Genomic DNA, 18031 nt, shown 5'->3' on the forward strand with positions numbered 1-18031 from the left:
GGAGTTAACTGATGCGTAATTTAAAAACTACCCATATTTGTGTTCTCCTCAGTGCATTAACATTGGGTGCATGTAGTAGCGATGACGATAAAAAACAACCTACACCGGTTGTAAACACCGCACCTACAGCAAACGATGCAATGCTAACAACACAAACTGAAGTAAGCATTACCGATATGCTTAACGCAAGCGATAATGATGGCGACTCACTTACTTACTCGTTAACAAGCGAGCCAATGCTCGGTACTGTTAATGTTGACAGTGATGGTAACTTTACTTATACACCTAATAAAGAAGCAACAGGTTCAGATAGCTTTATGTTTGGTGTAAGTGATGGCGTTAATTCGCAAGTTACTGCAACAGTAAGTATTACAATTGAGGCGCTGCAAGTTGACTTTGCTCAATTTGCAACCGATGCATTTAATCAAGCGCCAAATGCAGAGCCGTTAACTGTTAATGGTCGGGTGTTTACAAACACTGATACCGATGTTGATGGATTAATTTCTACAAGCGGTAACTAACCAAGTCATTAAGCTGACAGGCCACGGATGGCTTTTTTCAAAGGATATTTATAATGCATTTATCAGTACTTAAACCCCTCACTATTATTGCTATTTGCTTAACCTCTTTCGCGGTGAGTGCGGCTCCTTATACTCCAAAAGATGACGCAGTTATTGCCTCAAGCAATTCAACATTTAGTGCCTCTCTCTCTGTTGACGAAATAAATACTTTAGTGACTAATAGCCAATATGCAGGCCAAACAGAGCGCTTACAAGGGCTACTTAAAACCCGCTTAGCTCAGTTATATAACCAAACACCCACGTCTCAAATTGGTTACTTATATGCTCGTGTTTTACAAAAAGAGCACCTTTTTGACGAAGCAATTAACGTTGCCAACAACGTTTTGATTACCGAGCCAAAGCACAGTAATAGCCATTTGTTACTGGCTAATATATTGATGACCCAAGGTGAATTTACAAAAGCAAAACAACACTGTGTTGCCTTGATTGGTCAAGTAAGTACCATTACTGCTAGCACTTGTGTGCTAGACGTACAAAGCCAGCATGAAAGTGTTTTAGACAGCTACCAAACATTAGTTAAAATTATAAACAATAACCAAACTAGTTTAGCTACAAACCATGTTTTAAGTGAAATGAGCTACCGTCTAAGTAACTACAAGCAAGCTTTGTCTCACTTACAAAGCGTAGATTTAGTTCAAGCTCCTGTGAGCCTCATTGTGTTATGGGCCGATATTCAAATTGCGCTAAATCAACCTCAACAAGTATTAAATACATTAAGCGTACTGCTTCCAGATAAAAGTAATTTAGAAGATGCTATTTTGCTAAGGCTTTCAATCGCAGAAAAAAAACTAAATAAACGCGATAAAAAATGGCAAAATACAATGGCGAAAAGAGTTACACTTAGAGAGCTTCGTAAAGATTCTTTTCATGCGAGTGACTTAGCTAAATATTACCTTGATGTACAACCAAATCGCGAAAAAGCACTTTACTGGGCTCATATTAATTGGCAACAGGCTAAAATGAGCACAGATGAGCAATTACTTATTAAAGCAAAAGCGATGCAACGAGATACACTATGAAAACGCCTTATCTATTTATACTCACTTTAATGCTGTGTATTTTCTCAACTTACAGCTTTTCCCATCAACTAAGTACAAGTTATATAACCCTAAATAGCAAGAACGATAACGACACCAACAAAAGCCAATACACGGGTACCTGGCAAGTTAATATCGCCGACTTAGAGCACGCAGTGCCTCTAGATTTAGATAAAAACGGGCAAATTTCGTGGGCTGAAATAAAAGCAAAACGCAGCTCAATTAATAACTTCATTACAGAAAGTTTAAATATCACGCAAAACGCGCAAGCATGCCCTTTAAAAAGTGAAGGTATCTATCAGCTAGATAACCATTTTAACCAGCCTTATTTGGTTATTCCGCTGCTGTTTAGCTGCAATGATAGTGAAACAATCTCTCTTTCGTATTCTGCTTTTTTTAAAACCGATGCTAATCATAAATCTGTTGTAAATATAAACGGTGTATCTCGTGTATTTAATATCAACGAGGCACAACAAACATTTAGCTTTGAGAAATCCAGTTATTTAAGCACGTTCAATCAATACGTTTATCAAGGTGTTTTACATATTTGGATAGGTATTGATCATATTTTATTTTTAATCGCCCTATTACTTACCTGTGTTTTAAAACGTAGTAACAAAACATGGCAAGGTATTAGCTCTAAAAAACACATTATTAAACACACAGCATGGATAGTAACCGCGTTTACGCTTGCGCACTCTATTACGCTTACAGCAACAGCTATGAACTTAGTCTCACCAAATAGTCGCTGGGTAGAGCTTGGAATTGCTATATCGGTTTTATTTGCAGCATTAAATAATGTGTGGCCGTTGGTACTTCGTTTAGGTTGGCTTACTTTTGCTTTTGGTTTACTGCACGGCATGGGATTTGCGAGCGTACTTGGTGAGCTTGGCTTGTCGAGTGACTATCAATTATTGAGCATTTTAGCATTTAATTTAGGGGTCGAAATTGGTCAGCTCAGTATATTACTGGTTGCGCTGCCAATACTCATTTATGTACGAAACTACACCTGGTATAAAAAGTGGTTAATGCCAATGGGCTCCGTTGCCATCGCAATCATTGCACTTCAGTGGTCAATCGAGCGTTTTTAAATAGCCCAAATAAAAAAGCTAGCCAAAATATTGGCTAGCTTACTTTTTAGTTTATCTATTTTGCGCTTTACTATGCTTTATCAAATGGCATTAGTAATGTTTTCATCGCAGGGCGAAGCGCTATTAACACTGTTTTTTCGGTTAGCTCAGGGTAGAGTAACTTTCTAAGTAATAACCCTGCCATCATCGAAAAAATAACATTAATTCGACTTTCAAGTTCAAGCTCATCAATGTCTTTGAGCGCACTTCGCTCGCTTGTTAAAAGCTGTCTCATGCGCCCGCGTGCTTGAGTATCCATATCACGTAGCAATGAAGCTACTTTAACATTTCGACCTGCTTCAGCCATCATATCTAAGTCAACTACACATGCCCCTGTGTCCATGTGCCTTTGCACACCAATGTTTAAGCCATCTAAAAGAGCTGCTAAAACATCACCAGGGTGATCTTCAAACTGTTGGAAGATAGAAAACATTTCTTCCATGTCTTTTTCAATAATGCTTTCTATAATTGCTTCTTTACTTTCAAAGTAATTATAAATATGGCCTGCACTCATCCCTGCCGTTTTAGATATTTCAGCCATGCCTGCACCGTGGTAACCTTTTCGGCGAAAACACTCTGCAGCAGCTGTTAGTATTTGTTCGCGCCTAGCTTGCGCTATAGCGGGATCTGTTTGCCTTTTTGCTTTAGGCTTCATGTTCAACTCCACTACCAAGTCATAAACTCAGTAAAGCAAGAGCTATAAATAGTCTCGCTATATAAATATGTAATGCGGCTTTAAAAGCCGCAAATATTATTTCTCTTCCTGAGCTGTTTCACTGGTTACGTTCCATCCGCCACCAAGCGCTTTGTACAAATTAATTTGGCTTGCAAGATATGCTTGCTGACCTGAAATTAACTGTTGCTGCGCGCCGTACCACGTACGCTGAGCATCAAGTACTTGCAAGTAGCTATCTGCGCCTTTTTCGTAACGCATTTTTGATAAATCAAACGTGATTTGTCGGCTATTTATAAGCATATCAAGCGCACTTAATTGCTCTTGGTAACCTTCTCTATCAGCAAGTGCATCGGCAACTTCGCGAAACGCATTTTGAATTTTTTGCTGGTACGTTGCCACCGCAATTGCTTGATCGGCTTTTGCCACATCAAGATTTGCTTGGTTACGTCCCATATTAAAAATAGGTAAGCTAATTGTCGGCACAAAACTCCATGTCCCTGAGCCTGAATCAAACAAACCACTTAAGTCACTTGAAGCAGTGCCGGCATTGGCCGTTAAGCTAATGCTCGGATAAAACGCCGCACGTGCAATGCCAATATTGGCATTTGCAGCAAGCATTAAATGCTCAGCGGCTTTAATATCAGGGCGTTGCGATAGCAAATCAGACGGTAAACCAACTGGCACTTCTGGCATGCTGATCAAATTAGTTAGGTCTTTGTTAGGCAGCAAATCGGCTGAAACAGATTTCCCTACTAATAAATCTAGGGCACTTTTATCACGCTTTAACAAACGCTTATATGTTGCTATATCTACTTTTGCTGTAGCTACTGTGCTTTTAAGCTGCTCAAGGGTAATTGAAGACGTAGCCCCCAAATCAAAGCTTTTTTGCGTAAGCGATAATGACTCTTGCTGAGAGGTTAGCGTTTCTTTTGCCAGCTCTAGCAGTTGTAAGTCCGTCGCGTAGCTAAGCCACGCATTTGCAAGCTCAGAAATTAAAGACACCTGCGTACTGTATTGACTAAGCTCTGTAGAGTATAAATTTTGGAGTGCTTGCGCTGATTGGTTGCGCACTTTGCCCCAAATATCTAACTCGTAAGAGGTAATACCTACTGTTGCACTGTACTGCGAGCTAATAGCTGCATCGCCAGTACCCGACAAATCAGCCGGTAAACGCTGGCGCGTACCAGAAGCATTTAAATCAAGTGACGGATACAAAGCCGAATCTTCGATTTGATACAAACCACGAACGCGCTGCACATTAAGCACTGCAATTTGCATATCTTTATTATGCTCAAGGCTTTGCGTAATTAACGTTTGTAATTTTTCGTCATTAAAAAAATGCTGCCAATTTAATTGCTGCGCAGCGCTTTGCCCAGTACCTGATGCATAAGCATCAGATACTGGTAAAGCAAGGTCTTTTTGCTCTGGTGCAAGTTGGCAACCACTTAGTACTAATAAAGCAATGGCACTTAGGCTGAATGTTTTAATGCTCATTCTGCACTCTCCTTCGTTGTCTCGTTAGTTTTGCCTGGGAATACACGGCGAACTAACACAAAGAATAACGGTACAAACACAACAACTAATATTGATGATGCAAGTGTGCCACCAATAATCGAAATACCTAGCGCATTTTGGGCGCCAGACCCCGCACTTGAGGCAATCGCCAGTGGAATTACACCACAAATAAATGCCATTGAAGTCATGAGTATTGGTCGTAAACGTAAACGAACAGCAGCAACTGCTGCATCAACTAATCCCAGCCCTTCATCCATTTTATGAATAGCAAACTCTACAATTAATATCGCATTTTTAGACGCTAAACCTATGGTGGTCAACAAGCCCACCTGTAAGTAAATATCGTTAGATAAGCCACCGCCAAGTGCCGCCATAATTGCACCAAATATACCCAATGGCACAATCATCATTACCGCAAACGGTACTGACCAACTTTCATAAAGTGCGGCTAAACACAAAAATACAAATAATAATGACAAACCATATAGTAATGGAGCTTGACCACTACTAGAGCGCTCTTGGAATGAAATACCGGTCCATTCAGACGAAATACCATTAGGTAATTGTTTTACTAAGCGTTCCATTTCATCCATTGCTTGGCCGGTACTGTATCCTGGTGCTGCACTACCTTGAATTTCCATTGCAGAAAAACCATTATAACGCTCTAAGCGTGGCGAGCCGTATGTCCAATAAGCACTAGCGAAAGCTGAAAATGGCACCATATCGCCACTATCATTGCGCACATACCACTTATTTAGATCCTCTGGCACCATGCGCGATTGTGCATCACCTTGCATATACACTTTTTTAACTCGACCACGGTCAATAAAGTCATTCACATAACTACTACCCCACGCAGTGGCAAGCGTACTGTTTATATCACCTTGTGAAACACCAAGCGCTTCAGCTTTTGCCAAATCTGTATCAAGTTGTAGTTCTGGCATATCTTCTTGTCCATTTGGACGTACGCCCGCTAAAATTGGACTTTGGCTTGCTAAACCTAACAACTGGTTTCGTGCAGCTAACAGTGCGTCGTGGCCTAAGCCTACACGGTCTTGTAAAAATATATTAAAACCATTTGCAGTACCAAGCTCAACAATTGCAGGCGGCGGAAACGCAAACACAAACGCCTCTTTTATCGTTGAGAAGTACCCCATTGCTTTACCAGCCACACCTTGGACAGATAACTCATCACGCTGACGTTCATCCCAATGTTTGAGGTTAACAAAACCAATTGCAGCATTTTGACCTGAACCTGCAAAACTAAACCCTGTTACAGTAAAAATACCGTTAACAGCCTCAGATTGCTCATTTAGGTAATGGTTCTCCATTTTTTTAACAACTTCTAAAGTTTGTTGTGTTGTAGAACCTGCTGGCAATGAAACTTGGTTAAACAAAATACCTTGGTCTTCGTCTGGTAAGAATGCTGTTGGTAAGTGCGAAAACACATAAACCATACCACCCACTATCACAGCGTATATAAGTAAGTAACGCTTAGAGTGATTGATCATACGGCTTACAAAGCCTTGTGCGCCGCGATTTGTTTTATCAAAGCCTCGGTTAAATCCAGAGAAAAACTTGCCAATAAACGAGCTATCGTCGTGAACATGGCTTGGTTTTAATAACGTAGCACACAGTGCTGGTGTCAAAATAAGTGCAACCAATACCGAAAGACCCATCGCCGATACCAGTGTAATAGAGAACTGACGATAAATAATACCGGTAGAGCCACTAAAGAATGCCATTGGGATAAATACCGCAGAAAGCACCATGGCAATGCCTACCAGTGCACCTTTAATTTCATCCATAGACTTACGCGTAGCTTCGAGCGCGGAGAGTTTTTCCTCGGTCATTAAGCGCTCTACGTTTTCTACAACAACGATTGCGTCATCTACCAATAAGCCTATCGCAAGTACCATCGCAAACATTGTCAGCGTATTTATTGAATAGCCAAAGGTATATAAAATACCAAACGTACCTAGTAAAACCACTGGCACTGCTATTGTCGGTATAAGCGTTGCCCTAAAGTTTTGTAGGAACAAATACATAACTACAAAAACAAGTACAACCGCTTCAATTAAGGTGTGAATAACCTTTTCAATAGATAACGATACAAATGGTGTTGTGTCGTAAGGTACAACCGCATCTAGCCCTTCAGGAAAAAACGGTTTTAGCTCTTCAATTGCTTTTTTAACGCCTTCTGCTGTATCAAGTGCATTAGCGCCACTGGCTAATTTAATACCTAAGCCTGATGCCGGTTGTCCATCGTAACGAGCAACAACGCGGTAGCTTTCGCCGCCAAGCTCTACTCTAGCAACGTCCTCTAGACGTACAAAAGAGCCATCTGGATTGGTTTTAACTAATATTTGTTCAAATTGCTCTGGCGTTTGTAATCGACTTTGCGCCGTTACTGTTGCATTAAGTTGCTGACCATCAACGGCTGGCATACCACCGAGTTGGCCTGCAGATACTTGTGCATTTTGCGCACTAATTGATGCACTAATATCAGCGGGTGTAAGCTTATAGTTTTGTAACTTTGCAGGGTCTAACCAAATACGCATCGCGTACTGAGAACCAAACAGCTGCACTTCACCTACGCCTTCTACGCGCGATACAATATCTTGCACATTTGATGAAACGTAATCACCAATATCAATATTGGTCATGCTGCCATCTTTAGACACAAATGCATAAACCATTAAAAAGTTACGCGCTGATTTTGCAACTACAACACCCTGCCTTTGTACGGCTTCTGGTAAAAGTGGAGTCGCTGTCGCTAGTTTATTTTGCACTTGAACCTGAGCAATATCAGGGTCTGTTTCGGCGCTAAACGAAAGTGTAAGCGTAGCAGAACCACTCGACTCAGACGTAGATGACATATAAAGCAAGCCATCAAGACCTTTCATTTTTTGCTCAATAACTTGCGTTACTGTATCTTCAAGTGTACGAGCAGATGCACCAGGGTACGTTGCTGTAATACTTACTGCAGGCGGTGCAATTGAAGGATACTGCGAAATAGGTAAGCTCCTAATCGCCAAAATACCTGCAAGCATCACTACAATAGCGAGTACCCAAGCAAATATCGGTCTATCGATAAAAAATCGTGACATTAAAACTCTCCGTTATTGTGCTTTATCGGCTTTAGTAGACGATTGAATTTCAGAAGGATCCACTGGTGCACCAGGGCGGATTTTTTGTAAGCCTTCAACAATTAATTTATCGCCATCCATTAGACCATCGGTAACAAGCCAGTCAGAACCTATTGTGCGGTCTACTTTTAAAACACGACTTTCAACTGTATTTTCTTTGCTCACAACCATTGCTGTTGGCTCGCCTTTTGAGTTGCGGCTAACACCACGTTGCGGAGCTAAAATAGCGCCAGCTTTAACACCTTCTACTATAGAGGCACGGGCATACATGCCTGGTAATAATAGTTTTTCTGGATTTGAAAATTTAGCACGTAACGTTACTGAGCCAGTACTTGGATCAACCGTCACTTCGGAGAACTGTAATGTGCCTTTATGAGGATAAACAGAGCCATCTTCCATAATAAGTTCAACATCAGTTTGGCTAGTTGAGTCAACCGTTAGCGCACCTGATGATATTGCTTTTTTAAGTTGGGTAAGCTCATTACTTGATTGTGTTAAATCGATATAAATTGGATCAAGCTGAGTCACTGTAGCAAGTGCAGTACTTTGATTGGCACTGACTAGTGCACCTACTGTTACGCTTGATTTACTAATTTGACCACTAATTGGTGACGACACATGGCTGTAATTAAGGTTAATTTGCGCTGACTTTAATTGTGCCTTAGCTGTTAATAATTCAGCATTTGCTTGCTTGTAAGCAGCATCTGCTTCGTCAAAATCTTGTTGGCTCACGGCTTTGATTTTTAATAATTCACTATAACGCGATGCTTTTGATTTAGAGCTAGCAATGCTTGCCTCTGCACGTGCTACGCTTGCTTCACTTGCTGCTAAGTCGGCTTCAAATGTCGCAGGATCTATTTGATACAGAGCCTGGCCTTGTTTAACCTCTTTACCTTCTACAAATAAACGAGATTGAACAATACCACTTACTTGTGGGCGAATTTCAGCAATTTGAAATGCGCTGATACGACCAGGAAGTTCTTTTTTGAGAGTAAGCGCTTGGCTTTTTAATGTAAGTACACCCACTGGTACAGCTTTAGGAGCTGATGCTTGTGATTGCTCAGTTGCTTGATCACAACCAGTTAAAGCAACAGAACCGACGAGGGCTGACAATACAAATAAAGCGATGCGGGAACGCTGCATATTAAATACCTTTTAGTTTAGAGTGAACGATCATTCTAAATTAAAACGCGCTGATAATGAATCTTAATTAGAAGAAATTTACACAAACTTACACTCCCCAGTACAATATACGTCTTAGGTTGCATTTAATGTTAATTAGATGAAAATAGAATCAAGACTGTATGAAAATAAAACAACTTAACATCTTGAAATAATATCTCATTTTAGAAACTAAGTTTTTAATAGGCACAAAAAAGCCAAGCAAATACAGCTTGGCTATTTATATAAAGGACTAGTGTCATATCTAGTTTTTAAAGGGTATTAGCGCTCTGTGGGTTAATAACCCTTGAAACTAACAACTGCTCTACCCTAATACCCTCTACATCAACCACTTCAAACTTAAAGCCTGAAAAAGTAAAATGTTCCGCACGTTTAGGTATACGCTTCATGTTATAAATTAAAAATCCAGCTACCGTCTCGTAAAGCATCTGGTCAGGAAATTCTTCTATATCAAGTACTTTTGCTAAATCGGTAATTGGGGTTAAACCATCTACAAGCCATGAATTTTTATCGCGTTCTATGATTAGTTCGTCGCCTTGGTGAGTGATTAAATCACCCATAAACCCTTTCATTAAGTCTTTAACGGTAACAATACCCACCGAAAGTGCATATTCGTTTACTACAACAGCAAACGGCTTCGCTGCACTTTTAAACGCGTTTAAAGCTTCAGATAAACTTAATGTTTCGGGTAAGTAAAAAACATCTTTATCAATCAGATCATCGTTTATATTGGCGGCTTCGCCTTTTAGTACTTGTCGTAAAATATCTTTAGATTCAACAGAGCCATGCAACTTATCTAAATTTCCTGACACCACTAAAAAATGATTATGAGGATGGTCAATAATTTTAGTCGCAATATCATGGCTAGATTCATTTAAATCAAAATAGACAATTTGGTCGCGTGGAGTCATAACGCTTGATAAAAATCGCGCTTCTAGGTCAAACACATTGCCAATGAGTTCATACTCTTGCTTTTGCAAACTACCATAAGCAGCACCTGCTTCCATCATGGCAACAATGTCTTCTGTTGTTACATTGTCTTCTCGCTCAGCGGGCACTTTAAACAAACGCAGCACAAAGTTAGTGACGCCATTAAAAAACATCACCAGTGGAGTTAATGCAAAGGTAACCCAGCGCATTATTGTAACCACTCTAACAGCCACGGCTTCAGGCATGATCATCGCTAAACGCTTTGGCATTAAATCGGCGAACAATATAAACAAAGATGTAATAGTAAAAAACGAGAATAAAAAGCTAATTTTTTCTAAATGCGCACCTTCGTAAAATAATACCAACACACTTTCAACATAAGGCGATAAAGCCTGCTCACCCACAATACCACCCAATATCGCTATCGCATTGAGCGCTATTTGGATCATGGCAAAAAAAGCCCCTGGATTTTCTTGTAGCTTTAGTACCGCTGCTGCCTTTATATTCCCTTCATCTGCCATTACTCGCAGTTTTATTTTACGCGACGCTGCAATTGCTATTTCTGACATAGCAAACAACGCACTGATCAAGATCAATAAGCTAATCCCGATTAAATCACCCATTTAATGCTCCAAAAGTTAGGCTTTTTTAAACAAAAAGCAGCTGGATTATAATCTGTTTTTTAAACGCAGCAATTTAAATTTACTAAATATATTTAAACCATTAATTTTCAATTGGTTGAGAGGTAAAAAAGGAGATTTAAAGTACTGAAACTTTGCTGAAGGCGACTTTTAATTGAGTAATTAAGGCAGGATCCATATTTATATTACAAGCAAAAAATAATGGAGACTGAGCTGTATTTAGACTAAGTACAGGCTCAAGTAGTTCTAGCTTAGGTTCTGTTTTAACTCGGTAGTTAAATTGCTTTTTATTAAGGACAACAAAATCAAGAATATTGTGACGGGTACTGATAAGTTTGTCTATTTTATCTAGGCTATCGATGAGTAACAAGTTTCTGCTTTCGCTAAATCCTCGCTCAAGCAAATAGTGATGACTAAAATTATCACGCAGTACCGCTATTTTATATTTTTTAGCATCATTGAGAGTATTTAACTTTATACTTCTAGACTTAAGAGCATAAATCGCTGAGTCAAAGCTTTCAAGTTCCCCTACCCACTTAAACTTACTTTCTCTATTAGGTAATCGAACAATCGAAAATATACAGGTGTTTTTATCGCGTAGCGCCGCGTTGTAGGATATGGCCCAACTATGGGCAAACATAGTGTAATTTATACCTGTACCTTCTAGCGCTTTATGAACTTTATCAACAGAACGACCAACGAGTTTATTATCTTCATTGAGATACTGAAAGTCCGGAAATACTTCCGTTACTATTGTGATTTCAGTTGCATCAACTTTTATACAGCTAATGAACAACAAAAAGATCAATAATTTCATTCAGCAAGGCCTCAACTAACTCATTATAAGTATTTAATAAATATAGCTGAGGCTTTATGAACTGCTAGTTTTTAGTAGTGTAATGTACATTTATAAGCTGATAGTACTAGTACAGCTTAATTGTTCATTGCACTAATTAAGAATGCTGAAATTTTAGCGCCTTCTCTAAGTGTCGTTTCAGAGCTTGATTGTCCAACTAAAGAGCTGTCGGTAAATGGCGCTATTTCCATCATATCAGCACCCGTAATCGGGAACTCATCCGCAATGGCTGATAAAATATCAAGCGCATGCTGAGGCGTTAAACCATTATGCTCTGGCGTACCGGTGGCAGATGCAAACTCTGCATCAAGCGCATCAATATCAAAGCTTACGTATACTTCATCAACGTTATCGGCTTTTAGCTGTGCGATAGCGTCGGCAGCAACCGCTGCTGCGCCACGCTCAATGATTTCATGTGCCCAATGTTGCTTAACGCCAAAGGTACTTTCCCAGTGCGCTTTAGGCTTGCCACTTGAGCGAATACCAAATTGTATTAAATGATGCGGCGCCGGTAAAAACTCTAATATATGTGTACACCACGAGCCAAAACATAAATCAATACCTAAGCGCTCAACAAGTAAATCGGTATGCGCGTCAAAATGAATAATAGCAGTACGCCTACCTTGCTCACGTTTCGCTTTTAAGTACGCTTTGGTGAGTGGGTAACTAATTGAGTGATCGCCACCAATACCAAATATCCCTTTATCTTTAAACGTTGCGTAAAAACTGTCGCATACATCCTCTGTGATTGATAACGGACTAACGTAATAGTCATTATCTTCATTACCATATAGGGCTTTTTGGCAATTAGAAATGGTTGCATCATTTAGGTATTTATCATGAAGTAAATGTGGGATTACACGTACATCACCTAAATCAAACGAATGACACTGCGGTTGCTGGTCAATTAATGCTGAGCGCACAAACAGTGGCCCCCAGTTTGCACCGCGTAAAATACCACCGCCACAGTCTGAGCTAATACCTAACATAACCGCTTTATGTGGAGAATTTGGTAATTCATCTAAAGACTCACGCCATAAGTTATCAACGCTTTCAGTTTGCCCGTATAGCTTATTACGCAGCGCAGCTTTACGCTCTTTTGCAGTATTTACTGTATATACGCCATCACCCGGTGCGCACAAACAGTGCTCAACTTTGTTTTTAAATGCTTCAAATTGTGTGCTCATAATAAACTCCTTCGATTTTTATTCTGTACGTAGCTAATTACTTTTGATTAGTTATGCAAAATCACCAAAAGTGCCTAAACTTCAAATAAATCCCACTTTGCTAAATAACTCTGTGCCTAATATAAATAAACACGTTAGCTTTTACGTGCTTAACAAAAACCTAAGACATTGAATTGATTTAATATTAATGAATATTTACCATGAACTATTTAATTGTAGTTACGCGCTTGTGTGATACTTATTATGTCTGCTTGAACATGTCAACAGCACAATAAGCCTACGTATATAAGCACTTGATTGAATATTCATAGTTGATGAATAAATCAAATTAATCCTTAAAATTATTAAGACTTAATTGGAGAAGTTAAGGTAAAACGGACAATCGTCCTGTACTTGATAAACGTTTCTAGCAATGATGCTAGATTGACAACAAATTATTATAAAAGGCTTAGTTATGGAAAAGGTATTTCACTTAGGACTATGTATTGACGATCTTAAAGGTGCAAAACTTGCGATTGTACCGGGTGACCCAGATCGTGCTGCACGTATTTCACAATTCCTAGACAACCCAACCTGCCTTGCTCAAACTCGCGAGTTTCATGTTTACTTAGGTCAATTAAACGGCCATTCTGTGGTTGTTTGTTCTACGGGTATTGGTGGTCCATCTACGTCGATTGCAGTAGAAGAATTAGCACAACTTGGCGTACGTAAATTTTTACGTATTGGTACAACAGGTGCGATTCAGCCACATATCAACGAAGGCGAAATTTTAATTAGCCAAGCGTCTGTACGTTTAGACGGTGCAAGCCAGCATTTTGCTCCTCTTAGCTACCCTGCTGTGTCTGACTTTTATGCAACACAAGCTATGGTACAAGCATGTAAAAACTTAAATATCGATTTCCATATTGGTATTACTGCGTCAAGTGATACATTTTACCCAGGGCAAGAGCGTTACGATACGCATTCTGGTTACGTTCCTAAATCACTACAAGGTAGCTGCGAAGAGTGGCAAAAACTGGGCGTAATGAACTACGAAATGGAATCAGCAACGTTATTTACTATGTGTGCTGCCCTTGGCTTACAAGCTGCCTGTGTAGCTGGCGTACTTGTTAATCGTACTCGCCAAGAAATACCAAATGTTGACCATGGTGAAATTGAGCGTAAATCTGTAGCAGTAGTATTAGAAGCAGCTAAAGTGTTGCTTGATTAATATAAGTTCTATTAATTAATCGGCTATTATAACGATAAGAAAATGGCTCAGTAACAAGGCAAAAATTATGAAATATAGTTGTCTTATATGAATAATTTTTAACGCAGTTAGTGAGTTATTTAATTCGATAGAATGGCACATTTTAATAAAGCACAGCTCTGCCTGTGCTTTATTGTTTTTGAAAGGTTATTTTAGCTGTGCACTAATTACTTCTATTGCCGGCAGGTTGTTAAAACTTGCAAGTACAGCACGTGCTACACCCGCTTGGTTTTCATGGCCTGCGGTTTCTAAAAGTGTAATTGATTTTACCGTACTTTCGTTAAAGCTAAGCCCTGCGATAAACAATTGACTAAGTGCACTTTGCAGTGGCGACAAGCTTGGGCTGTACGCTGCGTTTTCTGCGTAACTTCCGTAAAAATCACCATTTTCAAATGTACTAATTTTTACTGCACTAAAGTTTTTACTATAGGGTACGTATGCGTTTAATGCTGTACTTGCTAGTTTTTCATCTAGTTGAGCATTTACGAATACTTGCTGGTGAGGCTCTGGATTGAACAAGCTAAACGCATTGCCTAAATCAGTCGGCCCGAACGAATGAGGCAATAACTCTGCTAATTTGAAGTGTTGCTCTGGCAATAAAATATCAAACTCTTTAGCATCAGCGAGTTCGTTCATAAACTGGCGACAATACCCACACGGTGCATCGCTAATCGCTATTTTAACTATTTTTTTAGCACCGTTTAACCAGGCGTTATTTATAGCCGATTGCTCTGCATGAACCACTAAACTCAACGCTTGATGATCAAACTCTACATTTGCACCAAAGTAAAAGTTTACCTCATTGTTTTCATCAAGTGCTTTAACTATTGCACCTACATGAAAATCTGATATCGGCGCAACCGCATACTCCGAAGCTAAAGGTACTAAACCTTGTAATAATGCATCATCAGACACATTTAGCTGTGCACATAACTGTTTAATATTATTAGAATTTAATATGCCGCGCTGTGATTTTAATTGACTACGTAATGACGCTGTTTGCGCTACGCTTAATGTGATGTGCGAATTTGTAAGTGCTGTATCTTGCTGTACAGTAAAAGTTGCTGAAGCCATAACATTTTTTAATTATTCAATGGCTAAGTAGTTTAAAAGTTTAGGATGCGAAATACCAGCCTATTCAACGCAAAAAAAGGGAGCACATCGCGTGCTCCCTTTAATTTTAATTGGTATACCTAAAAAAATAATTGATTGGTATACATAACAAAATATTAGCCGGTATTACGCATACCTGCTGCAATACCTGTCATCGTGATCATTAATGCATTATCAATGTCACCTTCGCTGTGTTTTTCCTGTGAGCGAGCACGGCGTAAAAGCTCAACCTGTAGTAAGTTAAGTGGATCGGTGTACGGGTTACGTAAACTAATCGACTCTTTAATCCAAGGCTGTTCGGCTAATAAGCTTTTTTGTGGGCTAAGAGATTGCACTAAGCTAATGGCTTCTTGAAGCTCTTTACGAAGTGTTACACCCAGTGGTTTGTACATATCTTCCACCAGCGCATTATCATAATGCTCACTCAACCAGCAATCGGCTTTACTAAATACCATTTCTAGCATTTCTAGGCGAGATCTAAAGAACGGCCACTGTAAGCTCATTTCGTTTAGAGTTTCTGCGCCGTATTTATTAAGCGCAGCTTTTAAGCCAGTTAACGCACCTAACCATGCTGGAAGCATTAAACGGTTTTGGCTCCAAGCAAAAATCCATGGAATAGCACGCAGGCTTTCAACACCGCCATTAGGATTACGTTTTGCAGGGCGAGAGCCAAGCGGTAGCTTAGACAGTTCAAGCTCAGGTGTTGCCATTCTAAAGTAAGGTACAAAGTTTTCATCATGGCGAACTACATTACGGTAGTGCTCACACGACTCCTCACTTATTAGCTTCATTACTTCGCGCCACTCTGGTTTTGGCTCCGGCGGCGGTAACAAGTTACTTTGCAGAACTGCGCCTGCGTAAATATTTAAGCTTTGCAGTGCTACATCGGGTAAACCAAATTTAAAGCGAATCATCTCGCCTTGCTCGGTTACACGCAAACCACCTTTCAAAGAGCCTGGCGGTTGTGAATGCAGCGCTTGTGCAGCGGGTGCACCACCACGACCTACTGTGCCACCACGTCCGTGGAATAAAACAAGCTCAATACCACGTGCATCAGCAAGTTGTACTAGTTTGTCCATTGCTTCGTACTGCGCCCAACCTGCTGCCATCATGCCGGCATCTTTAGCTGAATCAGAGTAACCAATCATTACGTTTTGGGTGTTTTTAATGTGCCCACGATACCAAACATTATCAAGCAATGTGGTAATTACATCACTGCCTGCGTTTAAATCGTCAAGTGTTTCAAAAAGCGGTGCTACTGGTAAATCAAAGCTGCAGCCGCTTTCTTTTAGCAATAGTTGTACCGCTAAAATATCTGACGCTGTGCGCGCCATCGAAATAATATACAAACCAAATGTAGCTTCGTCTTGCTTGGCAATCACATCAAAGGTATCAAGTACTTCTTGTACATCAGGACTTGGTTGCCAATGTTTTGGAATTAGCGGTCTGCGCGAGTTAAGCTCTGCAAGTAAAAATGCTTGTTTGTCTTGCTCTTGCCATTGGTTATAGTCGCCTAAACCTAAGTAACGCGTTAGCTCAGAAAACACATCGCCGTGGCGAGACGAATCTTGGCGCACATCAAGTTTAGCTAAACGCAAACCAAAGCTATTTATACGATGCAGTAAATCAAGTAATAAGCCATCCGCAACTACTTTCATATTACACTTTAATAACGATCGATAGCACACTTCAACCGGGTGTTTAAGCTGATTAATATCAGTAATTAAGTCTTGTGAATCGCTGCGCTTATTTTTAATTTTAGCACCTAAGTGCGCCACTGTTTCAGCAACTTGATTTTTAAGCTTTTTGATTACCGCTCTGTATGGTTCAAACTCTTGCCCTGCAAGCTCAATAAGCTCATCACTGGCATCTGACATAGATAATTCAGCGCACAACGTTTTTAAATCTTGAATGTATAAGTTAAGTGCCATCCAACGACCATGATCAAGCACCTCTTTTGTTACCTGCGATGTTACAAATGGATTACCATCACGGTCTCCACCCATCCACGATGTAAACTCAATTGGGCTGTAATCTATCGGTAACTCTAAACTGAGTTGGTCTTTAACATTGGCTGAAAATTCACGTAAAAAACGCGGTACCGCATGCCAAAGGCTATTTTCTATTACGGCATAGCCCCATTTAGCTTCATCAACAGGTGTTGGACGAGAGCGACGAATATCGTCGGTATGCCACGCTTGGCTAATCAGCTGTTCAATACGATTTAAAATATTGTCACGCTCTTGCACTAAGTTATCTTTTCGCTCTAATGATGCAAGGCAGTCACTTAGTTCAACGTGTTTGTTAATAATAGTACGGCGCGTAACCTCGGTTGGGTGAGCGGTCAATACTAAATTTATGTGGAGTTTTGAGAGTGTTTCGGCCAAATGATTACTGTCTAGCTGGCCTTGTTCTGCTTTTGTAGCTAACGTTTTTAATGTTTGAGTGAGAGGGTTTTGTTGACCAAGGCCAACGTCATTAAAACGCGAAACGGTATGAAATTGCTCTGCTACATTAGCAAGGTTTAAAAAATGATTAAATGAACGGGCAACCGGTAAAAGCTCTTCGTCACTAAGCGCATGTAAAACTTCTATAAGCGCTTGTCTGTCGTCTTCGTTACCACTGCGAGATGATTTTGATAAAGCTCGAATTTCTTCTACTTTATCTAAAATCGCTTGACCTTGGGCATCTTTAATTGTTTGTCCTAGTAGTTGCCCTAGTAAATTTACATTACCTCGCAAGGCGGCGTATTGTTCACTCATTTATCAGTCTCCATTTTTTCGTA

General features: G+C 39.9%; 13 protein-coding genes. 4 read left to right on the forward strand and 9 right to left on the reverse strand.

Annotation, left to right across the window (positions count from 1 at the left end; translation table 11 throughout):
- Positions 1 to 11 precede the first annotated feature (11 nt).
- From WNY79_RS01335 to WNY79_RS01345, 3 genes are read left to right on the forward strand one after another with little or no spacing between them, the layout of a single operon-like run.
- Complete coding sequence (locus WNY79_RS01335) at positions 12 to 521, forward strand: Ig-like domain-containing protein (RefSeq protein ID WP_342874880.1); 510 nt, start codon at positions 12 to 14, stop codon at positions 519 to 521.
- 53 nt (positions 522 to 574) lie between these two features.
- Entirely contained in the window at positions 575 to 1600 is a 1026-nt protein-coding gene (locus tag WNY79_RS01340; RefSeq protein ID WP_024600514.1) for a hypothetical protein, read from the forward strand.
- Positions 1597 to 2709, forward strand: coding sequence for a HupE/UreJ family protein (locus WNY79_RS01345; protein WP_342874881.1), 1113 nt, complete (start codon positions 1597 to 1599; stop codon positions 2707 to 2709). The genes WNY79_RS01340 and WNY79_RS01345 overlap by 4 nt, the downstream gene beginning before the upstream one ends.
- Positions 2710 to 2779: 70 nt before the next feature.
- Here the strand turns inward: WNY79_RS01345 and WNY79_RS01350 are convergent, their stop codons facing one another.
- The 7 genes from WNY79_RS01350 to WNY79_RS01380 all read right to left on the reverse strand — a co-directional run bounded on the left by WNY79_RS01350 (position 2780) and on the right by WNY79_RS01380 (position 12884).
- Complete coding sequence (locus WNY79_RS01350) at positions 2780 to 3403, reverse strand: TetR/AcrR family transcriptional regulator (RefSeq protein ID WP_024600516.1); 624 nt, start codon at positions 3401 to 3403, stop codon at positions 2780 to 2782.
- 96 nt (positions 3404 to 3499) lie between these two features.
- Positions 3500 to 4918, reverse strand: a complete 1419-nt coding sequence (locus WNY79_RS01355; protein WP_342874882.1) for an efflux transporter outer membrane subunit — start codon at positions 4916 to 4918, stop codon at positions 3500 to 3502.
- Entirely contained in the window at positions 4915 to 8049 is a 3135-nt protein-coding gene (locus WNY79_RS01360) for an efflux RND transporter permease subunit (RefSeq protein ID WP_170071360.1), read from the reverse strand. The genes WNY79_RS01355 and WNY79_RS01360 overlap by 4 nt, the downstream gene beginning before the upstream one ends.
- Positions 8050 to 8061: 12 nt before the next feature.
- Positions 8062 to 9231 (reverse strand): efflux RND transporter periplasmic adaptor subunit, encoded by a 1170-nt coding sequence (locus WNY79_RS01365; protein WP_342874883.1) that lies wholly within the window; start codon positions 9229 to 9231, stop codon positions 8062 to 8064.
- A gap of 290 nt (positions 9232 to 9521) precedes the next feature.
- Positions 9522 to 10823 carry a hemolysin family protein gene (locus WNY79_RS01370; RefSeq protein WP_342874884.1) on the reverse strand — a complete coding sequence of 434 codons (1302 nt, stop codon included), beginning with the start codon at positions 10821 to 10823 and terminating at the stop codon, positions 9522 to 9524.
- A gap of 136 nt (positions 10824 to 10959) precedes the next feature.
- Positions 10960 to 11658 carry a transporter substrate-binding domain-containing protein gene (locus WNY79_RS01375; RefSeq protein ID WP_076925675.1) on the reverse strand — a complete coding sequence of 233 codons (699 nt, stop codon included), beginning with the start codon at positions 11656 to 11658 and terminating at the stop codon, positions 10960 to 10962.
- A 116-nt stretch (positions 11659 to 11774) separates the two neighbouring features.
- Positions 11775 to 12884: an arginase family protein gene (locus WNY79_RS01380; RefSeq protein ID WP_342874885.1), complete on the reverse strand. Its 1110-nt coding sequence runs from the start codon at positions 12882 to 12884 to the stop codon at positions 11775 to 11777.
- Between the two features lie 454 nt (positions 12885 to 13338).
- On the opposite strand from WNY79_RS01380, the gene udp reads away from it, so the two are divergent.
- On the forward strand, positions 13339 to 14094 hold the full coding sequence (gene udp, locus WNY79_RS01385) for a uridine phosphorylase (RefSeq protein ID WP_007582384.1): 756 nt from the start codon (positions 13339 to 13341) through the stop codon (positions 14092 to 14094).
- Positions 14095 to 14280: 186 nt separating this feature from the next.
- On the opposite strand, the gene cdd is transcribed toward udp, so the two are convergent.
- Positions 14281 to 15207 carry a cytidine deaminase gene (gene cdd / locus WNY79_RS01390; RefSeq protein WP_342874886.1) on the reverse strand — a complete coding sequence of 309 codons (927 nt, stop codon included), beginning with the start codon at positions 15205 to 15207 and terminating at the stop codon, positions 14281 to 14283.
- Between the two features lie 155 nt (positions 15208 to 15362).
- The gene (ppc, locus tag WNY79_RS01395; protein ID WP_076925679.1) at positions 15363 to 18008 is read right to left on the reverse strand and encodes a phosphoenolpyruvate carboxylase; all 2646 of its coding nucleotides are present in this window, start codon (positions 18006 to 18008) and stop codon (positions 15363 to 15365) included.
- Positions 18009 to 18031 lie beyond the last annotated feature (23 nt).

This window comes from Pseudoalteromonas sp. AS84 (assembly GCF_038900255.1).
Classification (GTDB): domain Bacteria; phylum Pseudomonadota; class Gammaproteobacteria; order Enterobacterales; family Alteromonadaceae; genus Pseudoalteromonas.

Excerpts from the sequence above, each read along its gene's own strand:
- WNY79_RS01335 (WP_342874880.1), top strand. The coding sequence starts at position 12 with ATGCGTAATTTAAAAACTACCCATATTTGTGTTCTCCTCAGTGCATTA.
- WNY79_RS01340 (WP_024600514.1), top strand. The coding sequence starts at position 575 with ATGCATTTATCAGTACTTAAACCCCTCACTATTATTGCTATTTGCTTA.
- WNY79_RS01345 (WP_342874881.1), top strand. The coding sequence starts at position 1,597 with ATGAAAACGCCTTATCTATTTATACTCACTTTAATGCTGTGTATTTTC.
- WNY79_RS01350 (WP_024600516.1), bottom strand. The coding sequence starts at position 3,403 with ATGAAGCCTAAAGCAAAAAGGCAAACAGATCCCGCTATAGCGCAAGCT.
- WNY79_RS01355 (WP_342874882.1), bottom strand. The coding sequence starts at position 4,918 with ATGAGCATTAAAACATTCAGCCTAAGTGCCATTGCTTTATTAGTACTA.
- WNY79_RS01360 (WP_170071360.1), bottom strand. The coding sequence starts at position 8,049 with ATGTCACGATTTTTTATCGATAGACCGATATTTGCTTGGGTACTCGCT.
- WNY79_RS01365 (WP_342874883.1), bottom strand. The coding sequence starts at position 9,231 with ATGCAGCGTTCCCGCATCGCTTTATTTGTATTGTCAGCCCTCGTCGGT.
- WNY79_RS01370 (WP_342874884.1), bottom strand. The coding sequence starts at position 10,823 with ATGGGTGATTTAATCGGGATTAGCTTATTGATCTTGATCAGTGCGTTG.
- WNY79_RS01375 (WP_076925675.1), bottom strand. The coding sequence starts at position 11,658 with ATGAAATTATTGATCTTTTTGTTGTTCATTAGCTGTATAAAAGTTGAT.
- WNY79_RS01380 (WP_342874885.1), bottom strand. The coding sequence starts at position 12,884 with ATGAGCACACAATTTGAAGCATTTAAAAACAAAGTTGAGCACTGTTTG.
- udp (WP_007582384.1), top strand. The coding sequence starts at position 13,339 with ATGGAAAAGGTATTTCACTTAGGACTATGTATTGACGATCTTAAAGGT.
- cdd (WP_342874886.1), bottom strand. The coding sequence starts at position 15,207 with ATGGCTTCAGCAACTTTTACTGTACAGCAAGATACAGCACTTACAAAT.
- ppc (WP_076925679.1), bottom strand. The coding sequence starts at position 18,008 with ATGAGTGAACAATACGCCGCCTTGCGAGGTAATGTAAATTTACTAGGG.